Below are 24,401 nucleotides of genomic sequence, written 5' to 3'. Positions count from 1 at the left end.
CCGAAGGGCTGCACTCCCAACGCCGCCCGTGCGGCATCCGTTTCGGCATGAGACATGCTGTTCAGTACCTCGAAGCGCCGCCTGCAGCCGCTGCTGCAAGCGCGTTTCCGACATCCAGCCGCCAAAGGAGGCATCATGCGCCAGATCGCTCAGCCCATCATTACGCAGACTGACTACCAGCAGCTCGACCGCCTGCTCGATAGCCTTGAGGAATTCGGCCCGGCTGCCGAGGCGCTCGAAGAGGAGCTGGAGCGCGCCAAGGTGGTACCGCCTGATGAGGCGGAAGGTGTTGTGACCATGCATTCCCAAGTGCATTGCCGCGAAGAAGGCAGTGGCAAGGAGTACCACCTGCGTCTGGTGTATCCCAACGAAGCCCGGGAAGAAGGCACCGTATCCGTGCTGACGCCCGTGGGCAGTGCACTGCTGGGCCAGACGGTAGGTCAGCGCGTTGAGTGCACGGCACCCGGCGGGAAAACGCTGCACCTGTCGCTACTGGAGCTGGAGCCGACGGCCAAAGCAGTCGGCTACTGATCAGACTGCCATGAATGCCTGGTTGAGCGCCTCTTCCAGCTCTGCCTTAAGCCTCAGGTAGGCCAGGGTGTGCGGGCGAGGCTCGCCAGGCACGTGCAGAAGATCCAGATCCGTCAGGTAGCAGCGGTAACGTTCTCCGGTACGGCGGCGCGCCAGGATATGGCGTGCCACCTCCTGGTACAGCCGTGGGCCGTAGTCGAGCTCGGAAAACTCACGGTGATCGCAGTATAAGGTTACCAGGCGGCGCCCGGCCTTGGTGGCGGTCACAATGGCCTGAACCGCATAGTACGGCACCGTTTCCAGGGGCAGATCAATCTGTCGCCGCTCCAGATGGCGCGCCCGTTGAGGTGCTGGGGGCAGGACCTGGAAATAGTGCATCTCAGCCAGCGGTACCCGACTGGCCTCCAGGGGCACCTGGGCACTCTGTCGACGGTGAATGGAATGCAGGAAACGCTGCAGGGGGGCCAGCAACGTCTGCTCATCATGGAAAGGCAAGCGCTGTGACCAGAGGGCGTTGTGCTCATCCAGTACGTAGACACGTGCCGTTTCACCTTCCTGTCGATAAAACACCTGAATGCTGCCGGTACGGCCCAGCGGCAGGATAAGGCCGAGTTCGTCACCCTCCAATGCATGGGGGTCCAGACTCAGGGGCGTCCATTCCTGCTTTGGAGCGGACAGGTGCAGCAACAGCGAATCCCGGTCGGCCAGGGGCGTATGGCTCAGCTTGCCCTCGCGCAGCTCGAGCATGTGGAAACGCTGCTGGATCTGGAGCAGATAGCGTGTCTTGTGCTCACGCAGCATGGCCGTGCGGACTTCGTCGAACACTGCTTCCACGCGTTCTACAATCAGCGGTGCCCGGTTCCGGCAAAAGCTGCGAATCGACAGGCGAGGCAGTGACTCCTGATCGCCAGAGGGCAGGCTGTTGAAGTACGCGCATAAGCAGTCGAGCAGGGCATTGGCCCCTTCGAAGCGGTTGACGTACAGTTCGTTCCAGCTGTTGAGGGTGATCTGGTCCAGCGTCAGCACCAGGTTTTCACGCATCCCGGCGTAGCCCAGGGCGTCGATACGATCGCTGGTGAGGTAGACGTTGCGCTGACTGTGCTGGTAGAGCGGATCAATCCCTACGTTGATCAGCAGCAACACCTCGCGGGGCGCGGCCGGGCGAAGCAGGACGGCTTCCGGTACGGTGTCCGGTCGGTCGGTGAAGCTCTGCTGGAAACTCTGAATCAGGTTGTTGAGTTCGAACGGGGTAAGGTCGCTCTCGCCGGCATGCAGGGTCAGGCGGGTGGCATTGTCGATAATGCCGTTGTAACGACACCAGGCCAGCAGCTCGGCCAGTTCCCAGGTGCGCTTGAGTGGGGAGTGCGAATGGCACTCTTCTGCCGTCAGGTTGCCACGGTGCAATGACCACGGGCGGCGGCGCTCGCCAAAGGGGCGCTCTTCCTGCACCAGAGTAACGAACTCCTCGGCCAGGTCTGGCGCAATGCCCGGGTTGATAAAGTCGATCTTGCCGGCCTTGCGCTCGAACGCCGCATACAGGCGGCGCCCCAGAATACTCAGGTCGCGCGGGGCAAGGTGGCTTTCAACCTGCTGTTGCTGGGCGAACTGCGCCAGGAAGCGGTAGCTGTGAGTCAGGGCATTGACCAGAATCCGACGCTCGGCGCTGACGTCATCTACCTTCCAGCCCTGGCGCTCGTCCAGCTTGCGCAGCATATGCTCATCCCAGCCCCAGGACTGGGTCAGCTTTTCCATCAGCAGACGTTGCCAGCTCTTGCGGCCTTGCCGGGGCGGACGGCTCAGGGGCTTGCCAACCTTGAGGTACAGGCAACGACGGACCAGTTCGAGCCGATCCAGGTCGCCGCGCAGGAGCAGATATTCTTCCAGGCGCTGGTACACCAGCCTATAGGGATCGACCTGATCGAGATCCGTGACGCCCGAATGGACCAGCTGTTTGAGGCGTCGGCTGAGCGTGACCGTGTGCGGGTGCTCGCAGGCGTACAGCTCGGTCACCATGAGTTTCAGGACTGATTTGTAGGGCGAGCTGATCCCTTTGAATAGTTGCCACAGCCCGGCGCCAATGTATTCGCCTGGAGGGATGTGGTCGATATGGCCGAAATCCAGTACCTCGCGCGCCTTGATGAAGCGATGGTGCAATAGTCGCTGGGTAAAGCCTTCGTAGTCGCTCTCCTCCTGAGCGACCGGCACCTGCCACCATAACGGCGTACGGCCGCCTAGCCAGATGGCGGTGCGATAGAACTCGTCGAGTAGCAGAAAGTGCTGCGCCGTACCGCAATCGTCCGACGTCAGGAGCCCCGGGCGCTGGCCCTGGCTGAACTGGTCGGCATCAATCAGAAAGATATGCAGCTCGGCATTGAGCGAGGCCGCCCAGGTTTCAAGCAGGGCGCACTTGCGCTTCAACTCGGCGAGCGCCTGTGCACTCATGCCGGGGGCATGGCAGAGCCAGATATCCAGGTCGCTGCTGTCGGCCTGGGTCAGGGTGCCCAGGCTGCCCATGAGGTAAAGGCCATGCAGCGGCTCGTCCCGATGTGTACGTGCGGGCTTATAGGCAAACGAGCGGGTAAGGCGACGGGCTTCTGCCAGCTGTTCGTCCGTCGGCTCAAAGCCGGTCAGGCCGGCCGGCGTACTGGCCGAGACATAGCCCGGCAGCATGGGATGGTTGACGTGCAGCAACAGGGGCAGCAGGGTCAATACCGGCTGCTGTCGGCTGGGCAGGCCTTCCAGAGCGCGAACGAGGCGACCTGTGTTGATGGTCAGAAAGCGCGCGCGTACCTGCTTGAGGGCTTTGCGATCAATGCCCTCGTCGTCATCCAGTTGAAGGTCAGGGAAACGGGTCATGACGGGTCCATAGCTAAGCCGCAAGCGTACCAGTCGTACCCATAAAGTACGACTGGTTCACAGTGCGTTCGTCTCGCTGGACGCTACCGCCTGTCCAAAACCACCGGTGGGCGGTCCGCTCTGCGCTACTCCACGTCTGTACCGGTTTCCGGCAGGTCCGGCAGCGCCCGCAGCAATTGTTCGTAGCGGGCCGTGTCGAAGGGGCGGTCTTCGGTCATCATGGTTTCGATCTCGTTGGCCAGCACAATCGCCATCAGGTGGACGATTTCCTCACGTTCGTGCCCTACCAGGGTCAGTTTATTGAGGACGGCCTGTGTAAAAGGCGGTTCGCCGGCCGCCAATTGGTTCTCGATCGCCGAGATCAAATGGGATTCGACAAAGGATTCTTCGTTGTCATCATGGTCAGACATGGTATTGGTTCACTCAGGACAGTTGATGCCAGTCACTGGCAGATAATGGAGTTCAAGCAGCAATGATCACCTGCTACACCCTCGTTAACGGTATGTTAACCCCTAAGACCATCACGCCCGACGAGCCTTTCCCTCAGGATGCCTTGTGGATCGATCTTTTATCGCCTACCGATGAAGAAGAGCAGTTCCTGGAAAAGAGCCTGGCGGTAAACATTCCGACCCGGGAAGAGATGGCCGAAATTGAAGAGTCGTCCCGTCTGTACGAGAGTGAACGTGCCCTGCACATGACGACAACGGTCGTTAGCGGATTCAGTGAACACCAGCCGACGGCCTCGGTGCTCAACTTTGTTTTGACGCCCGAGTGGCTGGTAACGGTGCGTTACGCCGAGCTATCAGCCTTTCGTGCCTTTCGCACCAAGCTCAGCCAGCACCCCGGACTGCACAAGCGCAGCGATACCATTTTCATCTCGCTGCTCGACAGCCTGGTCGACCGGATTGCCGATATTCTCGAATCGGTTCAGGCCCATCATAACCGGCTGGCCAATGCCATTTTCCGGGAGCCCAAGCCTGATGACGAAGGGCCCAAGGCGCCCAAGTCGGATCTGCAATCCATTCTGAAGCAGTTAGGACGCAGCAGCCTGCTGCTGGCCCGGTTGAGTGATAGCCTTCTAGGTATCAATCGATTGCTCAGCTACCTGCGCCGAGCCGCCAGCGAGTGGATCTGTCGTGAAGCCAAAGCCTGGATGAAAACCGTCGAGCGTGACTCCCGCTCGCTGGGGGACTACCAGAACCGCATGAACAACGAAATCAGCTTTCTACTTGATGCCACCCTGGGCCTGATCAATATCGAGCAGAACGGCATCATCAAGGTGTTCTCGATTGCTGCCGTTCTGTTCCTGCCGCCCACGCTGGTCGGTACGGTGTACGGGATGAACTTTGAAAACATGCCTGAACTGAGCTGGCACTTCGGTTATCCCCTTGCCCTGGTAGGCATGGTGGTATCAGCCATCATCCCGTACGCCTGGTTCAAGTTCCGCGGCTGGCTGTAAGGGTCAGGCCGTCGTGCTGACAACGGAGCCCGTGCTACCGCTGGTAGCCTGGAGCAGCGCCGCATAGGCCTGTTGCAGCGAGGCACTGAGGCTGCTGATCTGGGCTTGCGCCGCCTGTACTCGTATCTGCTTTTCCTGCTCGGAGGCATTGCTGGCCTGGGCCTGCTGCAACTCCTTTTGTGCACGCTGCAGCTGTTTTTCCAGATCCTTGATGGTCTTCTTGAGCTTTTCGATCGTGCTATCGGAGTCGCTGCCGCTCTGAACCTGACCGCCACCGGCAGGCGCACCCTTTAGTGTCAGCCCTTGATCGGTTTTCCCGCTCTTTTCCACGGACGTCGCAGAGGTATCAGTGTCTGCAGAAGTGGCAGATGAAGGCGAAGTGGATGGCGGTTGGAAGGCAACGTTCAGCGAGGTGGCGAGTCGGTCGGTTATTGTGGACATGGCATCCTGTCTCTTCGAAAGGGTGCCATGCCATCGACTGGTTATCGCGGAAGTTGATTCAGTATCGATGAGTGGTTGCTAACCGTTACTAGCCGGTCGTAACGGCGTTGTTGGCAACGCTTGTAGAGGCTGACCGATGATCAGCAGCTCACATCCGTAGCCCTTTTACTTAGCCGTACAGCAGATGCAGCGAGACCGCCAGCACCCCCAGAAACGCCCATACCACACTGAAGATAAGCGGGGAGCGCAGCGAAAACAGCAGCGATTTTCGGTAACGGCTGCCATTGAGAGGCTCGTTTCCTGCACCGTAAAGCGGCGTCACGCGGGTTACACAGGGCTCGTTCAGGGAGTCCAGCAGCTCGCATTGTTTACGGTGCCAATGCTCGATTACATCAAAGGCAGCCTTGATGCCAGGCCAGGCGTGGATCGATGTCACCAAACCCAACAATGCCAGCAGAGTAGGCACATATAGGGTGAACTGAGTGCCCCATTGACTGTTGGTATTGCTCATTGAAGACGCGAACGCAATCATCAGGAAGGACTGCGATGATAGATAGGCGTTGGTTCGGTTGGACAACATCGACGACTCGAACTGGATCTCCGCGCGGTAGAAATCAAGCTGCTCCCGGAGGCTGCCAAAGAGTGTTTCCGCCTTGTCCGTACGGGGATGCGCGGCTCCCGTAGGGCTCATCATGTGGATCGCTCCTGCTCAAAAAAGCTCTCTTGTAGGGCTTTTAAGACCGTGTAGAGTTCCGGTTCAAAGGCAACGCGCGAAGTCTTGTACAAGAAAAACTTTTCACCGACGCATTGGGCGTCTACGGTTATCTGGCTTATCTGTCCAATGCCTTGGAGGCATGTCGAATGCTCAAGCTCTATGGGTTTCCCGTCAGCAACTACTACAACATGATCAAGTTTGCGTTGCTCGAAAAGGGGCTGGAATTCGAATCCGTCACGGTTTTCCCCAGCCAGGACGAACAATTTCTTGCGGTCAGCCCCTGCGGCAAGATACCGGTGCTGGAAACCGAACATGGCTTTATCAGCGAAACCAGCGTGATTCTCGAGTACATCGAGGAAACCCAACCGGGAACGCCGCTGTTGCCGACCGATCCGTTCGCGCGTGCCCGCGTGCGTACCCTCATGCGCGAGATCGAACTCTATATCGAGCTGCCGGCGCGTCAGTGTTACCCGGAGGTATTCTTTGGTGCCAAGGTTGACGAAGCTATCAAGGAAAAGGCTCGCCACGAATTAAGGTCTGGTATCGCCACGCTCAAGCGGCAGGGGGTGTTCTCGCCTTATGTGGCAGGCGATACCCTGACCCTGGCCGATGTCTACTTTCTCTACAGCATCGACCTTGCCCGTGGGGTTGCCGAGCAATTGTTCAGCCTCGACTTGATGGCAGGCTTTCCGGCTGCCCAGGCGCTGCTGGATCGCCTGAAGCAGAACGCCCATGTGCAGCAGCTATACGAAGAAAAGGCCCAATCCATGAGCAGTTTTCTGGCCATGGTTCGCAAGCGTCTGGAGAGCGCCTGACCCAAGCGTTTTGTCGATCGCAGGGCACACTCGTCTGGCATGATGGTCAATCCAGCACTTAGCCATCAGTAACGAGGACATTGTCATGCGTATCGGATTCATCGGTTTGGGTGGAATGGGCAAGGGCATGGCCGGCAACCTGATCAAGGCCGGCCATGAGGTCCTGGTCTGGAATCGCTCGCAGCAGGCAGTTCAGGAAATGGTCAGCCAGGGTGCCAAGGCCGCCAGCGAGCCCGCGGACGCATTTGATGCCGAGGTGGTGGTGTCCATGCTGGCGGACGACGCCTCTACCCGCGCCGTCATCCTCGACAGTGGCGCGCTGGACCGTGCCCGCGCGGGGGCGATCCACCTCAGCATGGCCACGCTGTCGGTTGCCTTTGTAGCCGAATTGATCGAGCGTCATGCCAAGGCAGGCGTCGACTACATCTCCGCACCAGTCTTCGGGCGTACCGATGTGGCCGTAGCCGGCAAGCTGAACATTGTTGTGGCTGGCCCGCAGGCTGCGGTGGATAAGGTCCAACCGTTGTTGGATGCCATGGGCCAAACGACATGGCCGCTGGGCGAGGACCCGCTACGGGCCAATATCGTCAAGATTGCCGGTAATTTCATGCTGGCAAGCGCTATCGAGACGATGGGCGAAGCGTCCGCCTTGACCAAGAGTTATGGCGTCGAGCCAGCCGATCTGCTGAATATCCTCACCAACACCCTGTTTGCGGCACCGGCTTACAAGAATTACGGAGCGATGATTGCTGAGCAGCGCTTCGAGCCGGCTGCCTTCAAGCTGACCCTTGGCCTGAAGGATGTCGGGCTGGCGCTGAGTGCTGGTCAGGCGAAGAACGTACCGCTGCCGTTTGGCAGTGTGCTGCGGGATAACCTGCTGGAAGCCGTCGCCCAGGGCGAGGGGCATCTGGACTGGTCTGCATTGGGCGGTCGTGCGCTCAAGCGCTCCGGGCAGGCATAGGCAGAGCAGGGCGCCATCACGTGTATGGCGCCCTGTTCCGATTTACCGGCTCGCCAGTAATTCCCGGCCGCGCTGAACGGCGGCGCGGACCTGCGCCGGTGCGGTGCCGCCGATGTGGTCACGGGCGTTGACCGAGCCTTCCAGGGTGAGGACGTCAAACACGTCCTGCTCAATCTGATCGCTGAAACGGCGCAGCTCTTCCAGACTCATTTCAGCCAGATCCTTGCCGGAATCCACGCCATATTTTACGGCATGTCCCACGATCTCGTGGCAGTCACGGAAGGGCAGCCCCTTGCGCACCAGATAATCAGCCAGGTCGGTAGCCGTGGAGAAACCACGACGGGCGGCTTCACGCATAACGTCGCGCTTGGGCCTGATGGCCGGGATCATATCGGCAAAGGCGCGCAGGGAGTCACGTAGCGTGTCGGCGGCGTCGAACAGCGGCTCCTTGTCTTCCTGGTTGTCCTTGTTGTAGGCCAGCGGTTGGCCCTTCATCAGCGTTAGCAGGCCCGTCAGGGCGCCGAATACACGGCCCGTCTTGCCGCGCACCAGCTCCGGCACATCCGGGTTTTTCTTTTGCGGCATGATCGAGGAGCCCGTGCAGAAGCGGTCGGGCAGATCGATGAACTGGAACTGGGCGCTCGTCCACAGTACTAGCTCTTCAGAGAAGCGCGACAGGTGCATCATGGCCAGCGAGGCAGCCGAGCAGAATTCGATGGCGAAGTCGCGATCGGATACACCATCCAGCGAATTGCCGCCAACGGCCTCGAAGCCTAGCAGCTCACATGTGATCTCGCGTTGGATCGGGTACGTGGTTCCGGCCAGGGCGGCGCTGCCCAGCGGCATGCGGTTCACGCGCTTGCGGCAGTCCACCAGACGCTCATGGTCGCGTGACAGCATCTCGAACCAGGCCAGCAGGTGATGCCCGAACGTCACGGGCTGCGCGGTCTGCAAATGGGTGAAGCCGGGCATGATGGTGTCGGCTTCACGCTCGGCCTGCTCCAGCAGACCCTGCTGCAGGCGAGTGATCTCCGCGAGGATTACATCGATCTCGTCGCGTAGCCACAACCGAATGTCTGTCGCGACTTGATCATTTCGACTGCGACCGGTGTGAAGTTTTTTACCAGTGATGCCGATACGGTCAGTAAGACGGGCTTCGATGTTCATGTGCACGTCTTCGAGATCGACGCGCCACTCGAACTGGCCTGTCTCGATTTCGTGCTGGATCTGGTTCAGTCCGTCTGCGATGGCGTCGCGTTCGGCATCCGTCAATACACCCACTTTGGCCAGCATGGTGGCGTGAGCGATGGAGCCCATGATGTCGTGGCGGTACAGGCGCTTATCGAAGTCGACCGAAGCGGTAAAACGTGCGACGAAGGCGTCGACGGGTTCGCTGAAGCGACCGCCCCAGGATTGATTGGTTTTTTCGTTGCTCATTGGTGGGCTCGCAAATGGCACTGAACGTGAATGGACGTGACGGGATGATAACAGCCTTGCGCTGGTGCAACGTGCACCACAGTTATCCCGTTAACTTTAAAACAACCTTGCCGTTCGTCGGATAGTAGTAAACACTTTGACCATGCCTATCAAATACCTGACCAAGCGCCGGCCTGCACCGGTCGATGAGTTTTTCGTACCGGAGCTATGCGAGTCGGAAGCCCTGCTTGTCCTGATTGTGCTGGCGGAACTGCTGGTCCTGGTGCTCGTTTTGGCCGATCCTCTGACCACATCCTTCAACTGGGTACGGTTGGCGCTGGTCTCGCTGTTCGTGCAATGGAACGTGCTGCTCTCGGCCGCCGTTCTCTGCCGCCTGCGGCCCTTTCTGGCACGCCTGAAGCCGGCATTGGCTGGAGTTATCTGCTGTGCCCTGGTGGTGGGGCTGACCCTGGCCTGCACTGCCGTGGCTGACTGGCTGGAGCTGGCCGGCCCTATGCAGCAGTCCGGCGAGCTTAAGCTGTATGAGCGGCATGCCCTGATCGCGCTGATCATGTCGGCCCTGATGCTGCGGTATTTTTACCTGCAGAGCCAGTGGCGGCGCCAGCAGCAGGCCGAACTCAAGGCCCGGATCGAGTCGCTTCAGGCTCGTATCCGTCCGCATTTTCTGTTCAACAGCCTCAACAGTATTGCCAGCCTGATCGCCATCGACGCCGACAAGGCTGAACGTGCCGTGCTAGACCTGTCCAGCCTGTTCAGGGCAAGCCTGTCCAAGCCTGGAACACGGATTCGTTGGTCGGAAGAACTGGAGCTGTCACGTCGCTACCTGGAGATCGAGAAGCTACGCTTGGGAGATCGTCTTCAGGTCGACTGGCGCATCGATGGTGTGCCGGATGATCTGCCGATCCCGCAGTTGACGCTGCAACCGCTTCTGGAAAACGCCTTGATTTACGGGATTGCGCCGCGGATCGAGGGTGGATGTGTGGTGGTCGAGGCGACCTATGTCGCAGGGATATTCGAATTATCGATGAGCAATCCATTCGATGAGCAGGCCGAGCAACATCCTCGGCCGCCAAAAGGTACGAAACAGGCTTTAACCAATATCGAATCGCGACTAACGGCACTTTTCGGCCCGGGAGCGAGTCTCAAAATCGAACGCCGTGACCAACGGCACATAACCTGTCTTCGCTATCCATGCGAGCGACTCACGCAGGAAGCCTGAGCCTATGAACGTCCTAATCGTCGATGACGAACCGTTGGCGCGCGAGCGTCTGGCCCGTCTGGTTGGGCAACTAGACGGCTATAAAGTCTTGGAGCCCTCCGCCAGCAATGGCGAAGAAGCGTTGGCCCTGGTCGAAAGCCTGAAGCCGGATATCGTATTGCTCGATATTCGTATGCCAGGTCTGGACGGGCTACAAGTAGCTGCCCGACTATGCGAGCGAGAAGCACCGCCTGCGGTTATTTTCGTAACCGCCCATGATGAATTTGCACTGGAGGCCTTCAAGGTCAGTGCCGTGGGGTATCTGGTCAAGCCGGTACGCCAGGAAGATCTTGAGGAGGCCCTGAAAAAAGCCGAACGCCCTAACCGCGTTCAGCTGGCTGCACTGACCAAGCCGCCGTCCAGCGGCGGTCCGGGGCCGCGCAGCCATATCAGCGCCCGGACCCGCAAGGGCATCGAGCTGATTCCGCTGGATGATGTCGTTTATTTCATTGCCGATCACAAATACGTGACCCTGCGTCACGGCAACGGTGAAGTCCTGCTGGACGAGCCGCTGAAGGCGCTGGAAGACGAGTTCGGTGACCGGTTCGTCCGTATCCACCGCAATGCCCTGGTGGCGCGGGAGCGGATCGAGCGCTTGCAGCGTACGCCGCTGGGCCATTTCCAGCTGTATCTGAAAGGGCTCAATGGCGATGCGTTGACGGTCAGCCGACGACATGTAGCCGGTGTACGGCGCCTGATGCAGAACCTGTGACGCTGAGGGGCAGGACCTGCCGTTCTGTGCGCACGGCGCGCGGACGATTGGTCTTGCCTATCAGGCCGAAAGCGGCTTGCGACAGGAGAGCCTGTTATCATTCCGGTCATGTTTCAATCCCGGAATAGGCTCATGAACCGCGAGATTCGCATTGCCACGCGTCAAAGTGCGCTTGCCCTGTGGCAGGCCGAGTATGTAAAGGCCCGTCTGGAGGCAGCCCACCCGGGGTTGCACGTCAGTCTGTTGCCGATGACCAGCCGGGGCGACAAGCTGCTTGATGCACCGCTGGCGAAGATTGGTGGCAAGGGCTTGTTCGTCAAGGAGTTGGAAACGGCGCTGCTCGAAGGCGAGGCCGACATTGCCGTACATTCCATGAAGGATGTGCCGATGGAGTTTCCCGAAGGCCTTGGGCTCTATGCCATCTGCGAGCGGGAAGATGCACGCGATGCCTTCGTTTCCAACACCTATTCCAGTCTGGCGGATCTGCCAGCCGGTAGCATTGTGGGTACTTCCAGTCTGCGCCGTCAGGCCCAGCTGCTGGCCCAACGCCCAGACCTTGAGATTCGTTTCCTAAGGGGCAACGTCAATACGCGCCTTGCCAAGCTGGATGCAGGCGACTATCACGCCATCATTCTGGCAGCGGCCGGGCTGATCCGTCTGGGCTTTCAGGACCGCATCCGTGAATCCATCAGTGTCGAAGACAGCCTTCCGGCAGGTGGACAGGGTGCGGTAGGCATCGAGTGCCGCACGGACGATGCCGAAGTCCACGAACTCCTGAAGCCGCTCCATCATCTGGAGACCGAGCAGCGCGTCATTGCCGAGCGCGCCATGAACCGCCATCTCAACGGCGGCTGCCAAGTGCCCATTGCCTGCTATGCCATCCGCGAAGGCGAAGAGCTCTGGTTGCGTGGCCTGGTGGGTCAACCGGATGGCACCCTGCTGCTGCGCGCCGAGGCGCGGGGATCGGTTATCGACCCGTCTGCACTGGGTATCCAGGTTGCGGATGAGCTACTTGCCCAGGGCGCCGGTGACATTCTGCGGGCCGTTTACGACGAGGCTGCTCAGCCATGACAGCCTGGCGGCTGCTTCTGACCCGTCCGGCCGAAGAGTGTATACCTCTGGCGGCTGCACTGGACGAGCGGGGCATTCACAGCGCCAGCCTGCCGTTACTGGCCATCGAGCCGCTGCCTGAGACACCGGAGCAGCGCACCCTCATGCTGGATCTGGACCGCTACAAGGCGGTCATCGTGGTCAGCAAGCCGGCCGCCCGGCTCGGCCTGGAGCGGCTTGACCAGTACTGGCCGCAGCCGCCTATTAACCAGACCTGGTTCGCCGTAGGCACCGCCACGGCGGATATTCTCGAAGCCTATGGCCTTTCGGTCATCACGCCCGACCAGAGCGAAGACAGCGAGGGCATCCTGGCCTTGCCGCAGCTTGATCAAGCCTTGCAGGAGGCCGATCCCCGCGTGCTGATCCTGCGGGGCGAAGGTGGCCGGGAAACCATGGCCGACACGCTGCGTGAGCGAGGCGTGCAGGTCGACTACCTTGAGTTGTACCGGCGCGTATTGCCGGATCATCCACAAAATGCCCTGACCGAGTGCCTTGCAGCGGAACGCCTCAATGGCATCATGGTCAGCAGTGGGCAGAGTTTCGCGCACCTGCGTACCCTGGCCGGCTCCGCATGGCCGGACGTGTGTTCGGTGCCGCTGCTGGTACCCAGCGAGCGTGTGGCCGAGCAGGCCCGCGCGGCCGGTATCCAGCGTGTCATTACCTGTCATGGCGCCAGTACCGCTGCGGTACTGGCGGCGCTTGAAGAGCATCATCCTTGAATAACCGATCAAAGGAAGGACTTGTGAGCGAAACAGTCACTCCCACTGACGATGCCGTACCGGCATCTGGCGAGACCGTCAACGCGACGCCTCTACCTGCCCCGACTCCGGAAAAGCCCCGGCGTGGCAGTGCCGGGCTGGCTCTGCTGGCATTGCTGGTAGGCGCTGCCGGCCTGGCGGCCGGTGGCTGGAGCCTCTGGCAGACACGGACCCTGCATGAGCAGGATCATGCCCAGCTGGCTCAGCTTGAAGATGCCCGTAGCCTGACGCGTCAGGTCGAGCAGCGTGAGCAGGCCCTGGCCGCTCAGCTGGAAAAACTGCCCAATGCAGAAGATTTCGAAAGCCGCCGCCGGCTGATGAGCCAGCTGCAGGCCGACCAGCAGCACCTGGCCCAGCAGTTCAATGAAGTGGTTGGACAGAGCCGGCAAGTCTGGCGTCTGACCGAGGCCGAGCACCTGATGCGCATGGCCACGCTGCGCCTGACAGCGCTGCAGGATGTGCCTAGCGCGCAAAACCTGCTCCAGGCGGTCGATGAGATTCTCAAGTCGCAGAACGATCCGGGCGCCTTTGCCGTGCGCCAGCAGCTGGCGAACAGTCAGCAGGCGCTGCGCCAGCTGCCGGATCTGGACCGCACCGGCCTGTTCGTTCAGCTGTCCGCTTTGCGAGATCAGGTACAGACGCTTGAGCCGCTGCCGCCGCGCTTTGTGCACCCCGAGGGGGATCAGCCTGGTGTCCAGGCCAGCGAGGAAAACACAAACCGCTTCGTGCGTGCCTGGCAGCGCCTGCGCGAGCGTGTTTCCGGCTACTTCCGGATCGACTTTTCAGCGGACAAGCCCATCAAGCCTCTGCTGGCTGAAGAAAGTCTGGCTCAGGTCCGCCTGGCCATGAATCTGGCTCTTGAGCAGGCTCAATGGGGCGCGCTCAATGGCAACCAGGAGGTCTATCAACGTGCACTGACTCAGGCGCAGGGTGTTCTAGAGGCTCACTTCAACAGTCAGAACGCTGAAAGTCGTGCCATTCGTGATGCGTTAAGCGAGTTGGCTCAGAAGCCTGTGACGCTCAACCCGCCGGATCTCAGCCCGGCGCTGTCGGCTCTTCAGGCGTATATTGCCCGCCGCCAGCAACCTGAATCGACTACTTCTGCCCAGCCTGCACCCCCGGCTGCGTCGCCTGCCCAGGAGGAGCAACTGTGAAACGATTGACCCTGCTGTTCCTATTTGCCGTACTGGTTGCCCTCGGGGTAGCCGTCATCATGGCGGATGAGCCAGGCTATGTGCTGTTCTCCTATAACAGCTTCCGTTACGAGTCGAGCTTCTGGGCGTTCCTCGCCCTGATCGTAGCGGCCGTGATCGTCCTGTACCTGTTGCGGCTGGCCTTGTCGGCCCTTGGCGTTTCGGGCCGAGTGGTCAATCCCTGGTCGCGTTACAACAAGCAGCGCCGTGTCGCCCAGGCCGCTCATCGTGGTCAGCTGGAGCTGGCTGAAGGTGACTGGTCGTCAGCGCTCAAGCACCTGAAGACGGCAGCGGAAAGCGATGCACACCCGCTGACTCACTATTTGGGCGCTGCTCGGGCTGCCAACGAGATGGGGCAGTACGAAGAAAGCGACGCGCTTCTGCAGAAGGCCCGAGAGCGCGAGCCCCATGCCGATGTGGCCATTGGCCTGACCCAGGCTCAATTGCAGATCCATCGGGCGCAGTATTCCGAGGCACTGACAAGCCTGGCGCCTTTGCATGCGAAGTATCCCAAGCATCCCTACGTACTCTCACTGATGCAGCGCCTGTATGTGACCACGCGTGACTGGCCAGCGCTGATCGGGCTGCTACCGGAGTTGCGTAAACAGCGGGTTCTGGGCGAATCGGAGTTAAGTGATCTTGAGCGCCGCGCCTGGTTGGCCTCGCTGGATGAGGTCACCCCCATTGGGGATGAATCACCCATACAGGCGATAACGCGTCAGTGGCAGCAGGTCCCCAGTGCGCTGAAAAGCGACGTGGAAATCGCCCATGCCTACGCGGCTCGTTTGCATGAGCTGAACCGAGAGGATGATGCCGAGGATGTACTGCGTGCTGCCATCAAGCGCAACTACGACGACCGGCTGGTCCGCCTGTACGGCTACATCAAGAGCCGTGACCCGGCCAAACAGCTGCAGTTGGCCGAGGGCTGGCTACGCAACCGTCCAAACGACCCCGTCCTGTTGCTGACGCTGGGCCGTCTGTGTCAGACCAACCAGCTCTGGGGTAAGGCGCGGGATTATCTCGAGGCCAGCCTGAGCGCCCAGCGCACCCCCGAGGCCTGCGGTGAATTGGCGCGTCTTCTGGCCCATCTGGGCGAGACGGACCGCAGCAACCAATTGCTGCTGGAAAGCACCGGCAGCCGTCCGACTCCTCCGGCGCTGCGGGCCTGAGAGGTGTTCAGGCAGGGTCTGGTGCGGTTCTCCACGCCAGACCCTTTATCCCCCTTGAGCACCTCTCATCCGCCCTGCCGCGTATAAGCTGCTTTACTTCGCTTGAAAGGCCGCAACGCTTTCACTACCGTAGCGACCTCTATTTCTTTTGGAGCCGTCCTGCTCGTGACTAGCCCGCGTTTTATTTTTTCGCTAATCGCTATTGCTTGCGCCGTGCTCATGGCCGCCGGCCTTTACCTTGAGCACGTCCTCGGCCTTGAACCCTGCCCGCTCTGTATCGTCCAGCGGATATTCTTCATCATCGCCGGCATCTTGGCGTTCATCGCGGCCCTGCATAATCCGGCTACCCGCGGCCAGCGTGTCTATGCGGCCCTAATCTTTCTGTCTTCGGCCCTGGGCGCTGCGACCGCCGGTCGACAAGTGTGGCTGCAGACGTTACCGGCCGACCAGCTGCCTGCCTGCTTGCCCAGCCTGGATTACATGATGCAGGCCCTGCCATTCCAGGACGTTGTGCGCCTGGTTCTACATGGCACGGCCGATTGCGCCGAAGTGAACTGGACATTGTTTGGCATGAGCGTGCCGGAGTGGAGCCTGCTGGCCTTTACCGGCTTTATTCTGCTTTCGATCTATCAGTTCTTCCGCCGCTCCCGTGGTGTCATTGTCCGATAATCGGAATGCCGTTCAGCAGGTTGCAGGGGTTGCAGTCGATCACTGAACGGCACTACTCTGCTTCGACGGTGTCCGAACAGTCTCTGGTTGGATTAACCGGGTCGAACGCCTTACGACGAAGACCGTCGGGGCTATTGTTTCGCCGCTGAGGAAGAGTTCGTCATGCTTGAACGTTGCCGAAATGCACAAGAACGTTGGGGTGGGGTGCACCAGATGATTGATCGCTGGTTGCAGGAACGTCAAAAACTGGTAACGGCATATCAAGCCCTGCAGCTAGAGCCTCAGTTGGCTCCGATGGTAAACCACAAGGGCCTTGAGCAGCTGTGCGATCTGCTCGTGGACTATGTATCGGCAGGGCACTTCGAAATCTATGAGCAACTGATGAACGAGGCAAAGGCCTTTGATGATCAGCGTGCCATGGAATTTGCTCATACCGTTTATCCACGCCTGCAGGCCTTGACCGAGGCTGCCCTGAATTTCAATGACCGTTGCGACAGTGGCGACTGCCATGAGCCGGCTCGCCTGCTGGTTGAGCTGCAGCAACTGGGCAAACTGCTTGATGAGCGCTTCGAGCTTGAAGACTGCCTGATCGAAGTGCTGCACAATTCGCATCAGTTGCAGCCAATGTCTACGTCCGGTGTGGCCGCCTCCCAACAGCCGGTCTATTGAGTGACGCGCTGATCGATGCGCATGAAAAACCCCGCCCAGGCGGGGTTTTTTGTGCCCGATGGCTTAGCAAAATTCTGCCGGATCCGGGCCCAGGCGCTTGCCTTCATCCAGAGCGGCGATCTTTTGCATGTCATCGCTGTCGAGGCTGAAGTCGAAGATATCGGCGTTTTCACGGATACGTTCGGGATTGGTGGATTTGGGAAAAATAATTGAGCCAAGCTCGACATGCCAGCGCAGGATGACCTGGGCAGGCGTCTTGCCATGCTTTTTCGCCAGCTCCTGGAACAAGGGATGCTTGAGCAGCTCGCCGCCCTGAGCGAGCGGACTCCAGGCTTCGGTCAGGATATTCTTCTGACGGTTCACTTCGCGCAGGTCATTTTGCTGTAGCAGCGGATGAACTTCGATCTGGTTCACCACTGGGGTTACACCAGTCTCCAGAATGATCTGCTCCAGATCTTCCTGGCGGAAGTTGGAGACGCCTACCGAGCGAACGCGACCCTCTTCACGCAGGCGCAGGAACGCTTTCCAGGTATCCAGAAACTTGCCAGCCTTGGGGCAGGGCCAGTGAATGAGGTAGAGGTCTACGTAGTCCAGCTTGAGCTTGGACAGGCTCTCGTCAAAGGCCTTGAGGGTTTCGTCGAAGCCCTGGCGCTCGTTCCACAGCTTGGTTGTCACGAAGAGCTCGCTGCGGTCGATGCCGGATTCGGCGATGCCCTGGCCTACGCCTTCCTCGTTGTTATAGGCAGCCGCTGTATCGATGTGGCGGTAGCCCATTTCGAGGGCTGAGCGGATCAGCTGGGGCGCTTCTTCGTTTGGGGTTTTCCAGGTACCCAGGCCGAACTGGGGAATATGGTGACCGTCATTGAGTTGAAGGCTCGGAATCGAGGACATGATTACTCCTGTGTCGAGATGAAGGGAGTCGTATATTTCCGGCGGTATCGGTGATACGACCGGGGAGGAGCCGTTTCTATCCCGGCGCGTTACGAACGGGCTCGGGAGCATGGGGCAGACGCGCCTCCAACGCCTGGGCCAGATAGCGGACAAAGATCTTGATACGGCGAGGCACGTGCCGGCGGTACGGGTAGACCGCGTAGATGTCGGCACGGGGTGCCTCGTACGCGGTCAGCAGCGGCAGCAGGGCGCCCGAGGCGAGGTGCTCATGGACATCCCACCAGGAGCGCAGGATTAGGCCATGGCCGTCCAGCGCCCATTGCAGGGCAACTTCTCCATCATTGCTCGACAGGCTGCCGCTGACCTTGTGAGCGTACTCACGTCCCTCCTTATGGAAACGCCAGATAGCGTAGTCGCTGCCATCCTGGCGCAGCACGATGCAATTATGTGCACTCAGCTCGGATACCTCATGGGGCGTACCGGCGCGGCTCAGATAGGCTGGAGAGGCACAGAGCAGGCGCGGATTGCCCAGCAGGCGATGGCCGACCAGGCGTGAGTCCGGCGGCTCGCCCATGCGAATACCGATATCCATGCCCTGGTCCAGCAGGCTGAGCGGCTGGCTGGTTAGCTCAAGGGATAGCTCGACATCAGGGTACTCCTGGGCGAAGCGGGACAGGACAGGGGCGAGGTGGCGTCTTCCAAAGCCAAAGGTTGCGTTGATTCTGAGCTGCCCGCGCAAGGTCTGGCGTTGGTTGCCCAAGGCGCTTTCTAGCTCCTCCAACTGCTGGAGAATCGGCCGGGCGCCCTCCAGGTACAGCTCGCCTTCTGCCGTCAGGTCCAGTCGCCGCGTCGTGCGTTGTACCAGCTGAATACCCAGGCGTTGTTCCAGCTGCGTCAGGCGCTTGCTTACTGCAGGGAGTGACAGCCCCAGCTCACGCGCCACGGCGGTAAGGCTGCCCCGTGTGGCGACGCGCTGGAAAAAGCTGAGGTCATCGATGGCGGACATGCAATTCTCTACCTAGATTCAATAATGGCTTTCTTCAAAGGCGAATTGTGTGGATCGGAGGAGTGAATAACACTGGCCGGACTGTGTATCAACTACAAGAGGATTCGCCCATGAGCACGCCCTGTTACCGGATTGCAGTCATTCCCGGCGATGGCATCGGCAAGGAAGTAATGCCTGAGGGCATTCGGGTCATGGATGCCGCTGCAAAGGCATTCAACCTGACGCTGCAATGGGACTGGTTTGATTTTGCCTGTGCGGATTACTACGTGAAGCACGGCAAGATGATGCCGGACAACTGGTTCGAACGGCTCAAGGGCTACGACGCGATTTACTTTGGCGCGGTGGGCTGGCCCGAAGTGGTTCCTGATCATGTCTCCTTGTGGGAGTCGCTGCTGAAATTCCGCCGTGACTTCGACCAGTACGTGAACCTGCGCCCCTGCCGCCTGATGCCGGGCGTGAGAAGCCCGCTGGCCAACCGCAAGCCGGGTGATATCGATTTCTATGTAGTGCGTGAGAATACCGAAGGCGAATACTCCAGCATCGGCGGCAAAATGTTTGCCGGCACCGAGCGCGAAGTGGTTATGCAGGAAACGGTCATGAGCCGTATCGGGGTCGACCGCATCCTCAAGTTCGCCTTCGAGCTGGCGCAGCGACGTCCAAAGAAACACCTGACCTCGGCCACCAAGTCCAACGGCATTTCCATCACCATGCCTTACTGGGACGAGCGGGTGGAAGCCATGGCGGCAGGCTATCCAGAGGTCAAGATCGACAAATACCACATCGATATCCTGACGGCGAACTTTGTGCTGCATCCGGACTGGTTCGACGTCGTCGTGGCAAGCAATCTGTTTGGGGACATTCTTTCCGACCTTGGCCCGGCCTGCACGGGTACGATCGGTATTGCGCCTTCGGCCAATATCAATCCGGACCGCCGCTTCCCCAGCCTGTTCGAGCCCGTCCATGGCTCGGCGCCGGATATCGCAGGCCAGGGGATTGCCAATCCCATCGGACAGATCTGGTGCGGCGCGATGATGCTGGAGCACCTGGGCCACCATGACGCCGGCGCGGCAGTACTGGCCGCCATCGAGACCGTCCTGGCAAAAGGTCCGGACAATGCACCGTTGACACGGGATATTGGCGGGACGGGAACGACCGAGGCGCTTGGCAAGGCCATTGCCGCGCAGTTCTGAAGCATCTGCTCTGGCTCAATAAAAAGCCCCGTCTAGGCGGGGCTTTTCAGTTCCGGTGTAGCTTACGCCCGTCTGGGCAGCATAAAGCTGAGCAGGAAGAGCGCTGCGGCCGAAACCACGATGGAAGGACCGGCCGGCGTGTCCTGATACCACGACAGCGACAGGCCCAGGCACACCGCAATGATCCCCAGCACACTGGCGCCAAAGGCCATTTGCTCGGGGCTGCGGGCATGGCGCTGCGCGGCAGCGGCGGGAATGATGAGCAGCGACGTGATCAGCAGGACGCCGACGATTTTCATCGCGACCGCAATCACGATGGCAATGAGCAGCATCAGGGCCATGCGGATGGCCGTGACCGGCAGGCCTTCCACCTGGGCCAACTCCTCGTGCACGGTAATGGCTAGCAGGGGGCGCCAGAGCGCGGCCAGCGCGGCCAGTACGATCACGCTGCCGATCAGAATCCACCACAGATCGCTCTGGCTGACGGCAAGCAGATCCCCAAAGAGATAGCTCATCAGGTCGATCCGTACGTCCTTCATGAAGGACAGAGCCACCAAGCCCAGCGACAAGGTGCTGTGGGACATGATGCCTAGCAGCGTATCGGCGGCCAGGCCCCGGCGGCGCTGGAGCAATACCAGAAGGACAGCCAGAACGACGCAGCCAACGGTAACCGCCAGGGTCGGGCTGACATCGAGCAAAAAGCCCATTGCCACACCGAGCAGGGCTGCGTGGGAAAGGGTGTCGCCAAAATAGGCCATACGTCGCCAGACCACGAACGAGCCCAGCGGCCCGGCAACAACCGCCAATGCAAGCCCGGCGAGCAAGGCGTAAAGAAGAAAATCAGCCATGCTTGCAGTGTTCACCATGGACGTGGGGTTTCATCACGACGCCGCCATGCAGTTCATGGGCATGGTCGTGGTGATGGTGGTAGATCGCGAGGCTGCGCGCGTCCTGGCCGAACAGTTCGACAAAGGCCGGATCGCCGCTGACTTGCTCGGGATGGCCGGAGCAGCAGATGTGATGATTCAGGCAGACGACCTGATCAGTGGTGCTCATGACCAGATGCAGGTCATGGGAAACCATCAGCACGCCACAGCCGTAGCGGTTGCGTAATTGGGTAATGAGCCGATAGAGCTCCGCCTGACCGCTTACGTCCACACCCTGGACCGGCTCGTCGAGCACCAGCAGCTCGGGCTTGCGCAAGAGCGCACGGGCCAGCAGCACGCGCTGCAACTCGCCTCCGGAAATGGTTTGCAAGGGGCTGTCGAGTAAGTGATCTGCACCTACCTCGGCCAAGGCGCTGGCGGCACTTGTACGGTCTACACCCGGCACGAGCCGCAGGAACCGCAGCACAGAGAGCGGAAGCGTTGCATCTACGTGCAGCTTTTGCGGCATGTAGCCAATCGTCAGGCGTGGCTGACGCCAGACGCTGCCGGTGTCCGGCTTGAGCAGACCCAGCACGGTGCGCACCAGCGTTGTCTTGCCAGCCCCGTTGGGCCCGATCAGCGTGACGATTTCGCCACGCGTGAGGGTCAGGTTTACCTGATCAAGAATGTTCTGCCCGGAAAAGCGCACGCCCACATCGGACAGCTGGATCAGCGCATCGCTCATTGAGCGTCCTGGCAGGCAGAGCAGAGGCCGATGACTTCGACCGTCTGGCCTTCGACCTTGAAGCCGACCGTGCCGGCACCTACCTGAATAGCCTCATGAATGGCTGGCTGTTCAAGCTCGATCGCCACATGGCAATGGCGGCAAATCAGGAACTGACCCTGGTGGGCATGCCCTGGGTGATTGCAGCCAATAAAGGCGTTCAAGGAGGCGATGCGGTGCACCAAGCCGTTTTCGAGCAGGAAATCCAGCGCACGATAAACGGTCGGCGGTGCAGCACGGCGGCCGTCCTGCTCGCTGAGAACCGCCAGGATGTCATAGGCCCCGAGCGGCTTGTGGCTTTGCCAGACCAGCTCCAGCACGCGGCGGCGCAGGTCGGTCAGGCGTACACCGGACTTCGTGCACAGCGATTCGGCCTCACCCAGCGCATGGGTGACGCAATGGGAATGGTCATGCGGGCGAGAAGCCAGAGGGATACTCGTCATTGAAATGAGCCGTTTATGAATAGGGACGTTATTATATTGCAAACGTACTGCTTTGAGACCCTTCCGTGATCCGATCCCTGATTGCCGGCGCTCTGTTCGGCCTGACCGCTTTTGCAGCCTCGGCCCATGCCGAGGTCAACGTACTGACCAGCATCAAACCCTTGCAGCTGATTGCCGCGGCGGTGCAAGAGGGCGTCGATACGCCCGACGTTCTGCTGCCGCCAGGCGCCTCCCCGCACAACTACGCCCTGCGGCCTTCCGACATACGGCGCATCCGCGAGGCGCAGCTGTTCTATTGGATAGGACCGGACATGGAAGTCTTTCTCAAGGATGTGCTGCCCGGCCGGGACAAGCCCAGCGTCGCTATACAGGAGCTACCTGATCTGCACCTGCGGCGCTTCGTCAATTTCAGCGCCGAAGCAGATCACGAGCACGAGCACGAGCACGACCATGGCCATGACGAAGCTTTCGAGCACGACCATGACCATCGTCCCGGCTCCATCGATGCGCACCTGTGGCTCTCGCTGAACAACGCACGCGTGATCGCTGCCAGGATGGCGGCTGATCTTTCGGCCCAGGACAGCGCCAACGCCGACCGCTATAAGGCGAATCTGGCGGCCTTCAACCAGCGGCTCGACCGCCTCGATGGCCAGCTCAAGCAGGATCTGACGCCCTTGACTGGCAAGCCGTATTTCGTCTTTCATGAGGCCTTCGACTACCTTGAAGAAGCCTACGGCCTGTCACACCGTGGTGTATTTGCCATCAGTGGGGATGTGCAGCCGGGCGCCCGCCATGTTGCCGCAATGCGCGCCATGCTGAAGAGCGCCGGGCCCACCTGCGTCTTTACCGAGCCGCCGCTGCGCCCGCGTCTAGCCGATACGCTGAGCCAGGGCCTGCCAGTCACGCTGTCCGAACTGGATCCGCTGGGCGCTGATGCGCCAGTCAATGCCTCCGGTTATGAGACGCTGCTGACCAACCTGACGGGCAAACTGACGGATTGCCTGGGCAAAATTTAGGCAAAGGCGATTTTGACTAGCTGAGTCGTTGAGGCAGGGGCTTCGTACACAGGACGAAGCCCTCGAAAAGCTTACAGCGACAGGGGGAGCCGCAGCGCAACATTCTGGCGCTGGGCGAGACGGTGCTCGAACTCGGCAGGGTCGTGGATCAGCACATCCTGACCGGCAAAGGCCTTGGCGGCAATCAGGCGGGACAGCCAGAAGCGTACGCAGGCAATCCGCAGCATAACCGGCCAGAGTTCGACTTCGAGCGGCGTGAAGCGGCGCTTGGCGGCATAGGCGGCCAGTAATGAGCGGGCGCGCGGATCGTCGAGCGAGCCGTCTTCGCAGGAGCACCAGTCATTCACCGTGATGGCGAGGTCATAGAGCATCCAGCCTGAGCAGGCATTGTAGAAGTCGATTACGCCAGACAGGTGCGGCCCGTCGAACATCACGTTGTCGCGGAACAGGTCGGCATGGAGGTTGGCGCATGGCAGGCTGGGGTTTCGCTCCTGCAGCGCGTGAATCTCATCCAGTGTGTTATGCAACATCGCCCGGGCCGATTCGGGTAGCTCGTTTGCCAGTTGTGGGCCCTGCTCCAGCATCCAGGCGAGACCCCGGTCGCTTGGACGCTCTATGATTCGATCGCGTGTTGCCAAGTGAATGCAGGCCAGCAGCGAGCCGACTTCCTGGCAGTGATGAGGGTTCGGTACGCGCTCATGCTTGCCCGGTAGCCGCGGCTGCAGCAGGGCAGGCTTGCCCTTCAGGGTCCGTAGCCCGTCTCCCGCCTCGGTGCGCAGCGCATACGGCACTGGCAGATCGGCTTCATGCAGCACATCCAGGAGCTGAATGAAAAACGGCAGATCGGCTGCCGGACCGCGCTCGACCAGTGTCAGCACGAACTCACCGCCTTCCAGGCTGATGAAGTAGTTGGTGTTCTCGGACCCTTCGGCAATACCGCGAAAGTCGCGCAGACGGCCAAGGCCGTAGTCTGCCAGGAAAGCTTCAAGCGTCGGGCGGTCGAGCGGGGTAAAGACGGACATGGGGTGAAGCTTTCCTCAAAGCGTCATGGACGAGAACGGCCTGCAAGCCGAAAAACGGCGGGCAGTTTACCGCCTGCTGCGGCCTGAGGAACAGCCACCCGTACCGACAGGGCCGAATAAAATCACCAGCGGAAGATTTCCCATTGGGGAATCAGCATGTCGGGCTGGTCCGAGCGGATGAAATTGCTGTCGCCATCGGCGCGCACCAGAAAATACGGCTTGCCGTGCTTGGGAGTGATTTTGATGGCATACAGAAAACCGTTCACACGGTATTCCTGGATGGTCTTGTCGCCATCATGACGGATAGTTACGTCCGGCTCGGGCGAAGGGTCCTCCTGGGCCAGTACGGGTACGATGGGGGCAGCTAAAAGACCGATGAGTAAAAGTCTGCTGAGCACTCGCATGGTAACCTTGTCCTTTTGAATAGGTC

26 protein-coding genes are annotated in these 24,401 nt (G+C 60.2%); 14 read left to right on the top strand and 12 right to left on the bottom strand.

Translation table 11 applies throughout. From position 1 onward, the window contains the following. The first annotated feature begins 135 nt into the window (after positions 1 to 135). The gene (gene rnk / locus EAW52_RS01050; RefSeq protein ID WP_074821715.1) at positions 136 to 531 is read left to right on the top strand and encodes a nucleoside diphosphate kinase regulator; all 396 of its coding nucleotides are present in this window, start codon (positions 136 to 138) and stop codon (positions 529 to 531) included. Here rnk and EAW52_RS01045 read toward each other — a convergent pair whose 3' ends face one another. Then, on the bottom strand, positions 532 to 3,387 hold the full coding sequence (locus tag EAW52_RS01045; RefSeq protein ID WP_122041100.1) for a class I adenylate cyclase: 2,856 nt from the start codon (positions 3,385 to 3,387) through the stop codon (positions 532 to 534). A gap of 125 nt (positions 3,388 to 3,512) precedes the next feature. After that, entirely contained in the window at positions 3,513 to 3,797 is a 285-nt protein-coding gene (locus tag EAW52_RS01040) for a hypothetical protein (protein ID WP_122041099.1), read from the bottom strand. A 62-nt stretch (positions 3,798 to 3,859) separates the two neighbouring features. On the opposite strand from EAW52_RS01040, the gene EAW52_RS01035 reads away from it, so the two are divergent. After that, positions 3,860 to 4,846: a magnesium transporter CorA family protein gene (locus EAW52_RS01035; RefSeq protein WP_122041098.1), complete on the top strand. Its 987-nt coding sequence runs from the start codon at positions 3,860 to 3,862 to the stop codon at positions 4,844 to 4,846. A gap of 3 nt (positions 4,847 to 4,849) precedes the next feature. On the opposite strand, the gene EAW52_RS01030 is transcribed toward EAW52_RS01035, so the two are convergent. Together EAW52_RS01030 and EAW52_RS01025 are read right to left on the bottom strand one after the other, a co-directional pair. Beyond that, positions 4,850 to 5,287 (bottom strand): hypothetical protein, encoded by a 438-nt coding sequence (locus EAW52_RS01030; protein ID WP_256680702.1) that lies wholly within the window; start codon positions 5,285 to 5,287, stop codon positions 4,850 to 4,852. 169 nt (positions 5,288 to 5,456) lie between these two features. After that, positions 5,457 to 5,981: a hypothetical protein gene (locus EAW52_RS01025; protein WP_122041097.1), complete on the bottom strand. Its 525-nt coding sequence runs from the start codon at positions 5,979 to 5,981 to the stop codon at positions 5,457 to 5,459. A 167-nt stretch (positions 5,982 to 6,148) separates the two neighbouring features. Here EAW52_RS01025 and EAW52_RS01020 point away from each other — a divergent pair, with 167 nt between their 5' ends. Together EAW52_RS01020 and EAW52_RS01015 are read left to right on the top strand one after the other, a co-directional pair. After that, a complete protein-coding gene (locus EAW52_RS01020; RefSeq protein WP_122041096.1) occupies positions 6,149 to 6,817 on the top strand; it encodes a glutathione S-transferase family protein in 669 nt (222 codons plus the stop codon). An 85-nt stretch (positions 6,818 to 6,902) separates the two neighbouring features. Then, positions 6,903 to 7,778, top strand: a complete 876-nt coding sequence (locus EAW52_RS01015) for an NAD(P)-dependent oxidoreductase (RefSeq protein ID WP_010796532.1) — start codon at positions 6,903 to 6,905, stop codon at positions 7,776 to 7,778. A 42-nt stretch (positions 7,779 to 7,820) separates the two neighbouring features. On the opposite strand, the gene argH is transcribed toward EAW52_RS01015, so the two are convergent. Beyond that, positions 7,821 to 9,215 (bottom strand): argininosuccinate lyase, encoded by a 1,395-nt coding sequence (argH, locus tag EAW52_RS01010; RefSeq protein WP_122041095.1) that lies wholly within the window; start codon positions 9,213 to 9,215, stop codon positions 7,821 to 7,823. A 142-nt stretch (positions 9,216 to 9,357) separates the two neighbouring features. On the opposite strand from argH, the gene EAW52_RS01005 reads away from it, so the two are divergent. The 8 genes from EAW52_RS01005 to rsd all read left to right on the top strand — a co-directional run bounded on the left by EAW52_RS01005 (position 9,358) and on the right by rsd (position 16,753). Then, on the top strand, positions 9,358 to 10,434 hold the full coding sequence (locus EAW52_RS01005; RefSeq protein ID WP_122041094.1) for a sensor histidine kinase: 1,077 nt from the start codon (positions 9,358 to 9,360) through the stop codon (positions 10,432 to 10,434). A 4-nt stretch (positions 10,435 to 10,438) separates the two neighbouring features. Then, positions 10,439 to 11,185 carry a LytTR family DNA-binding domain-containing protein gene (locus tag EAW52_RS01000; RefSeq protein ID WP_010796535.1) on the top strand — a complete coding sequence of 249 codons (747 nt, stop codon included), beginning with the start codon at positions 10,439 to 10,441 and terminating at the stop codon, positions 11,183 to 11,185. Positions 11,186 to 11,293: 108 nt separating this feature from the next. Then, positions 11,294 to 12,256, top strand: coding sequence for a hydroxymethylbilane synthase (gene hemC / locus EAW52_RS00995; protein WP_230382228.1), 963 nt, complete (start codon positions 11,294 to 11,296; stop codon positions 12,254 to 12,256). Beyond that, a complete protein-coding gene (locus tag EAW52_RS00990; RefSeq protein ID WP_122041093.1) occupies positions 12,253 to 13,014 on the top strand; it encodes a uroporphyrinogen-III synthase in 762 nt (253 codons plus the stop codon). The genes hemC and EAW52_RS00990 overlap by 4 nt, the downstream gene beginning before the upstream one ends. 23 nt (positions 13,015 to 13,037) lie before the next feature. Further along, positions 13,038 to 14,207 carry a uroporphyrinogen-III C-methyltransferase gene (locus EAW52_RS00985; RefSeq protein ID WP_256680701.1) on the top strand — a complete coding sequence of 390 codons (1,170 nt, stop codon included), beginning with the start codon at positions 13,038 to 13,040 and terminating at the stop codon, positions 14,205 to 14,207. Beyond that, positions 14,204 to 15,415 (top strand): heme biosynthesis protein HemY, encoded by a 1,212-nt coding sequence (locus EAW52_RS00980; protein WP_122041092.1) that lies wholly within the window; start codon positions 14,204 to 14,206, stop codon positions 15,413 to 15,415. The genes EAW52_RS00985 and EAW52_RS00980 overlap by 4 nt, the downstream gene beginning before the upstream one ends. Before the next feature lie 159 nt (positions 15,416 to 15,574). Then, positions 15,575 to 16,084, top strand: a complete 510-nt coding sequence (locus EAW52_RS00975) for a disulfide bond formation protein B (RefSeq protein ID WP_122044681.1) — start codon at positions 15,575 to 15,577, stop codon at positions 16,082 to 16,084. A gap of 162 nt (positions 16,085 to 16,246) precedes the next feature. After that, positions 16,247 to 16,753, top strand: a complete 507-nt coding sequence (rsd, locus tag EAW52_RS00970) for a sigma D regulator (RefSeq protein ID WP_122041091.1) — start codon at positions 16,247 to 16,249, stop codon at positions 16,751 to 16,753. Between the two features lie 63 nt (positions 16,754 to 16,816). Here the strand turns inward: rsd and EAW52_RS00965 are convergent, their stop codons facing one another. Further along, positions 16,817 to 17,644: an aldo/keto reductase gene (locus tag EAW52_RS00965; protein WP_010796542.1), complete on the bottom strand. Its 828-nt coding sequence runs from the start codon at positions 17,642 to 17,644 to the stop codon at positions 16,817 to 16,819. 76 nt (positions 17,645 to 17,720) lie between these two features. After that, positions 17,721 to 18,650, bottom strand: a complete 930-nt coding sequence (locus tag EAW52_RS00960) for a LysR substrate-binding domain-containing protein (protein WP_122041090.1) — start codon at positions 18,648 to 18,650, stop codon at positions 17,721 to 17,723. A gap of 110 nt (positions 18,651 to 18,760) precedes the next feature. On the opposite strand from EAW52_RS00960, the gene EAW52_RS00955 reads away from it, so the two are divergent. Beyond that, positions 18,761 to 19,840 carry a tartrate dehydrogenase gene (locus tag EAW52_RS00955; RefSeq protein WP_122041089.1) on the top strand — a complete coding sequence of 360 codons (1,080 nt, stop codon included), beginning with the start codon at positions 18,761 to 18,763 and terminating at the stop codon, positions 19,838 to 19,840. Positions 19,841 to 19,902: 62 nt separating this feature from the next. Here the strand turns inward: EAW52_RS00955 and znuB are convergent, their stop codons facing one another. Genes znuB through EAW52_RS00940 form a run of 3 tightly spaced genes read right to left on the bottom strand, consistent with a single transcriptional unit; the run spans position 19,903 to position 21,933 of the window. Further along, complete coding sequence (znuB, locus tag EAW52_RS00950) at positions 19,903 to 20,688, bottom strand: zinc ABC transporter permease subunit ZnuB (protein WP_122041088.1); 786 nt, start codon at positions 20,686 to 20,688, stop codon at positions 19,903 to 19,905. Continuing rightward, on the bottom strand, positions 20,681 to 21,451 hold the full coding sequence (gene znuC, locus EAW52_RS00945; RefSeq protein ID WP_010796546.1) for a zinc ABC transporter ATP-binding protein ZnuC: 771 nt from the start codon (positions 21,449 to 21,451) through the stop codon (positions 20,681 to 20,683). The genes znuB and znuC overlap by 8 nt, the downstream gene beginning before the upstream one ends. Further along, positions 21,448 to 21,933: a Fur family transcriptional regulator gene (locus tag EAW52_RS00940; RefSeq protein WP_122041087.1), complete on the bottom strand. Its 486-nt coding sequence runs from the start codon at positions 21,931 to 21,933 to the stop codon at positions 21,448 to 21,450. The genes znuC and EAW52_RS00940 overlap by 4 nt, the downstream gene beginning before the upstream one ends. Positions 21,934 to 21,998: 65 nt before the next feature. On the opposite strand from EAW52_RS00940, the gene znuA reads away from it, so the two are divergent. Next, entirely contained in the window at positions 21,999 to 22,949 is a 951-nt protein-coding gene (gene znuA, locus EAW52_RS00935) for a zinc ABC transporter substrate-binding protein ZnuA (RefSeq protein ID WP_372238877.1), read from the top strand. Positions 22,950 to 23,020: 71 nt separating this feature from the next. Here znuA and EAW52_RS00930 read toward each other — a convergent pair whose 3' ends face one another. Both EAW52_RS00930 and EAW52_RS00925 read right to left on the bottom strand, forming a co-directional pair. Beyond that, the gene (locus EAW52_RS00930; RefSeq protein ID WP_122041086.1) at positions 23,021 to 23,971 is read right to left on the bottom strand and encodes a homoserine kinase; all 951 of its coding nucleotides are present in this window, start codon (positions 23,969 to 23,971) and stop codon (positions 23,021 to 23,023) included. Between the two features lie 122 nt (positions 23,972 to 24,093). Beyond that, positions 24,094 to 24,375 (bottom strand): DUF2782 domain-containing protein, encoded by a 282-nt coding sequence (locus tag EAW52_RS00925; protein ID WP_122041085.1) that lies wholly within the window; start codon positions 24,373 to 24,375, stop codon positions 24,094 to 24,096. Between the last annotated feature and the right edge of the window lie 26 nt (positions 24,376 to 24,401).

Origin of the sequence: Pseudomonas sp. LTJR-52 (assembly GCF_003691465.1) — a bacterium.
In the GTDB taxonomy this organism is placed as follows: Bacteria; Pseudomonadota; Gammaproteobacteria; order Pseudomonadales; family Pseudomonadaceae; genus Chryseomonas; species Chryseomonas luteola.
The sequence above is the reverse complement of the archived record's forward strand: the minus strand, read 5'-3'. Positions and strand labels throughout refer to the sequence as shown.

Excerpts from the sequence above, each read along its gene's own strand:
- EAW52_RS01025 (WP_122041097.1), bottom strand. The coding sequence starts at position 5,981 with ATGATGAGCCCTACGGGAGCCGCGCATCCCCGTACGGACAAGGCGGAA.
- znuB (WP_122041088.1), bottom strand. The coding sequence starts at position 20,688 with ATGGCTGATTTTCTTCTTTACGCCTTGCTCGCCGGGCTTGCATTGGCG.
- EAW52_RS01030 (WP_256680702.1), bottom strand. The coding sequence starts at position 5,287 with ATGTCCACAATAACCGACCGACTCGCCACCTCGCTGAACGTTGCCTTC.
- EAW52_RS00990 (WP_122041093.1), top strand. The coding sequence starts at position 12,253 with ATGACAGCCTGGCGGCTGCTTCTGACCCGTCCGGCCGAAGAGTGTATA.
- EAW52_RS01035 (WP_122041098.1), top strand. The coding sequence starts at position 3,860 with ATGATCACCTGCTACACCCTCGTTAACGGTATGTTAACCCCTAAGACC.
- EAW52_RS00925 (WP_122041085.1), bottom strand. The coding sequence starts at position 24,375 with ATGCGAGTGCTCAGCAGACTTTTACTCATCGGTCTTTTAGCTGCCCCC.
- EAW52_RS01040 (WP_122041099.1), bottom strand. The coding sequence starts at position 3,797 with ATGTCTGACCATGATGACAACGAAGAATCCTTTGTCGAATCCCATTTG.
- EAW52_RS01015 (WP_010796532.1), top strand. The coding sequence starts at position 6,903 with ATGCGTATCGGATTCATCGGTTTGGGTGGAATGGGCAAGGGCATGGCC.
- argH (WP_122041095.1), bottom strand. The coding sequence starts at position 9,215 with ATGAGCAACGAAAAAACCAATCAATCCTGGGGCGGTCGCTTCAGCGAA.
- EAW52_RS00930 (WP_122041086.1), bottom strand. The coding sequence starts at position 23,971 with ATGTCCGTCTTTACCCCGCTCGACCGCCCGACGCTTGAAGCTTTCCTG.
- hemC (WP_230382228.1), top strand. The coding sequence starts at position 11,294 with ATGTTTCAATCCCGGAATAGGCTCATGAACCGCGAGATTCGCATTGCC.
- rnk (WP_074821715.1), top strand. The coding sequence starts at position 136 with ATGCGCCAGATCGCTCAGCCCATCATTACGCAGACTGACTACCAGCAG.
- EAW52_RS01020 (WP_122041096.1), top strand. The coding sequence starts at position 6,149 with ATGCTCAAGCTCTATGGGTTTCCCGTCAGCAACTACTACAACATGATC.
- EAW52_RS01045 (WP_122041100.1), bottom strand. The coding sequence starts at position 3,387 with ATGACCCGTTTCCCTGACCTTCAACTGGATGACGACGAGGGCATTGAT.
- EAW52_RS00960 (WP_122041090.1), bottom strand. The coding sequence starts at position 18,650 with ATGTCCGCCATCGATGACCTCAGCTTTTTCCAGCGCGTCGCCACACGG.
- rsd (WP_122041091.1), top strand. The coding sequence starts at position 16,247 with ATGCTTGAACGTTGCCGAAATGCACAAGAACGTTGGGGTGGGGTGCAC.
- EAW52_RS01000 (WP_010796535.1), top strand. The coding sequence starts at position 10,439 with ATGAACGTCCTAATCGTCGATGACGAACCGTTGGCGCGCGAGCGTCTG.
- EAW52_RS00955 (WP_122041089.1), top strand. The coding sequence starts at position 18,761 with ATGAGCACGCCCTGTTACCGGATTGCAGTCATTCCCGGCGATGGCATC.
- EAW52_RS00965 (WP_010796542.1), bottom strand. The coding sequence starts at position 17,644 with ATGTCCTCGATTCCGAGCCTTCAACTCAATGACGGTCACCATATTCCC.
- EAW52_RS01005 (WP_122041094.1), top strand. The coding sequence starts at position 9,358 with ATGCCTATCAAATACCTGACCAAGCGCCGGCCTGCACCGGTCGATGAG.
- znuC (WP_010796546.1), bottom strand. The coding sequence starts at position 21,451 with ATGAGCGATGCGCTGATCCAGCTGTCCGATGTGGGCGTGCGCTTTTCC.
- EAW52_RS00940 (WP_122041087.1), bottom strand. The coding sequence starts at position 21,933 with ATGACGAGTATCCCTCTGGCTTCTCGCCCGCATGACCATTCCCATTGC.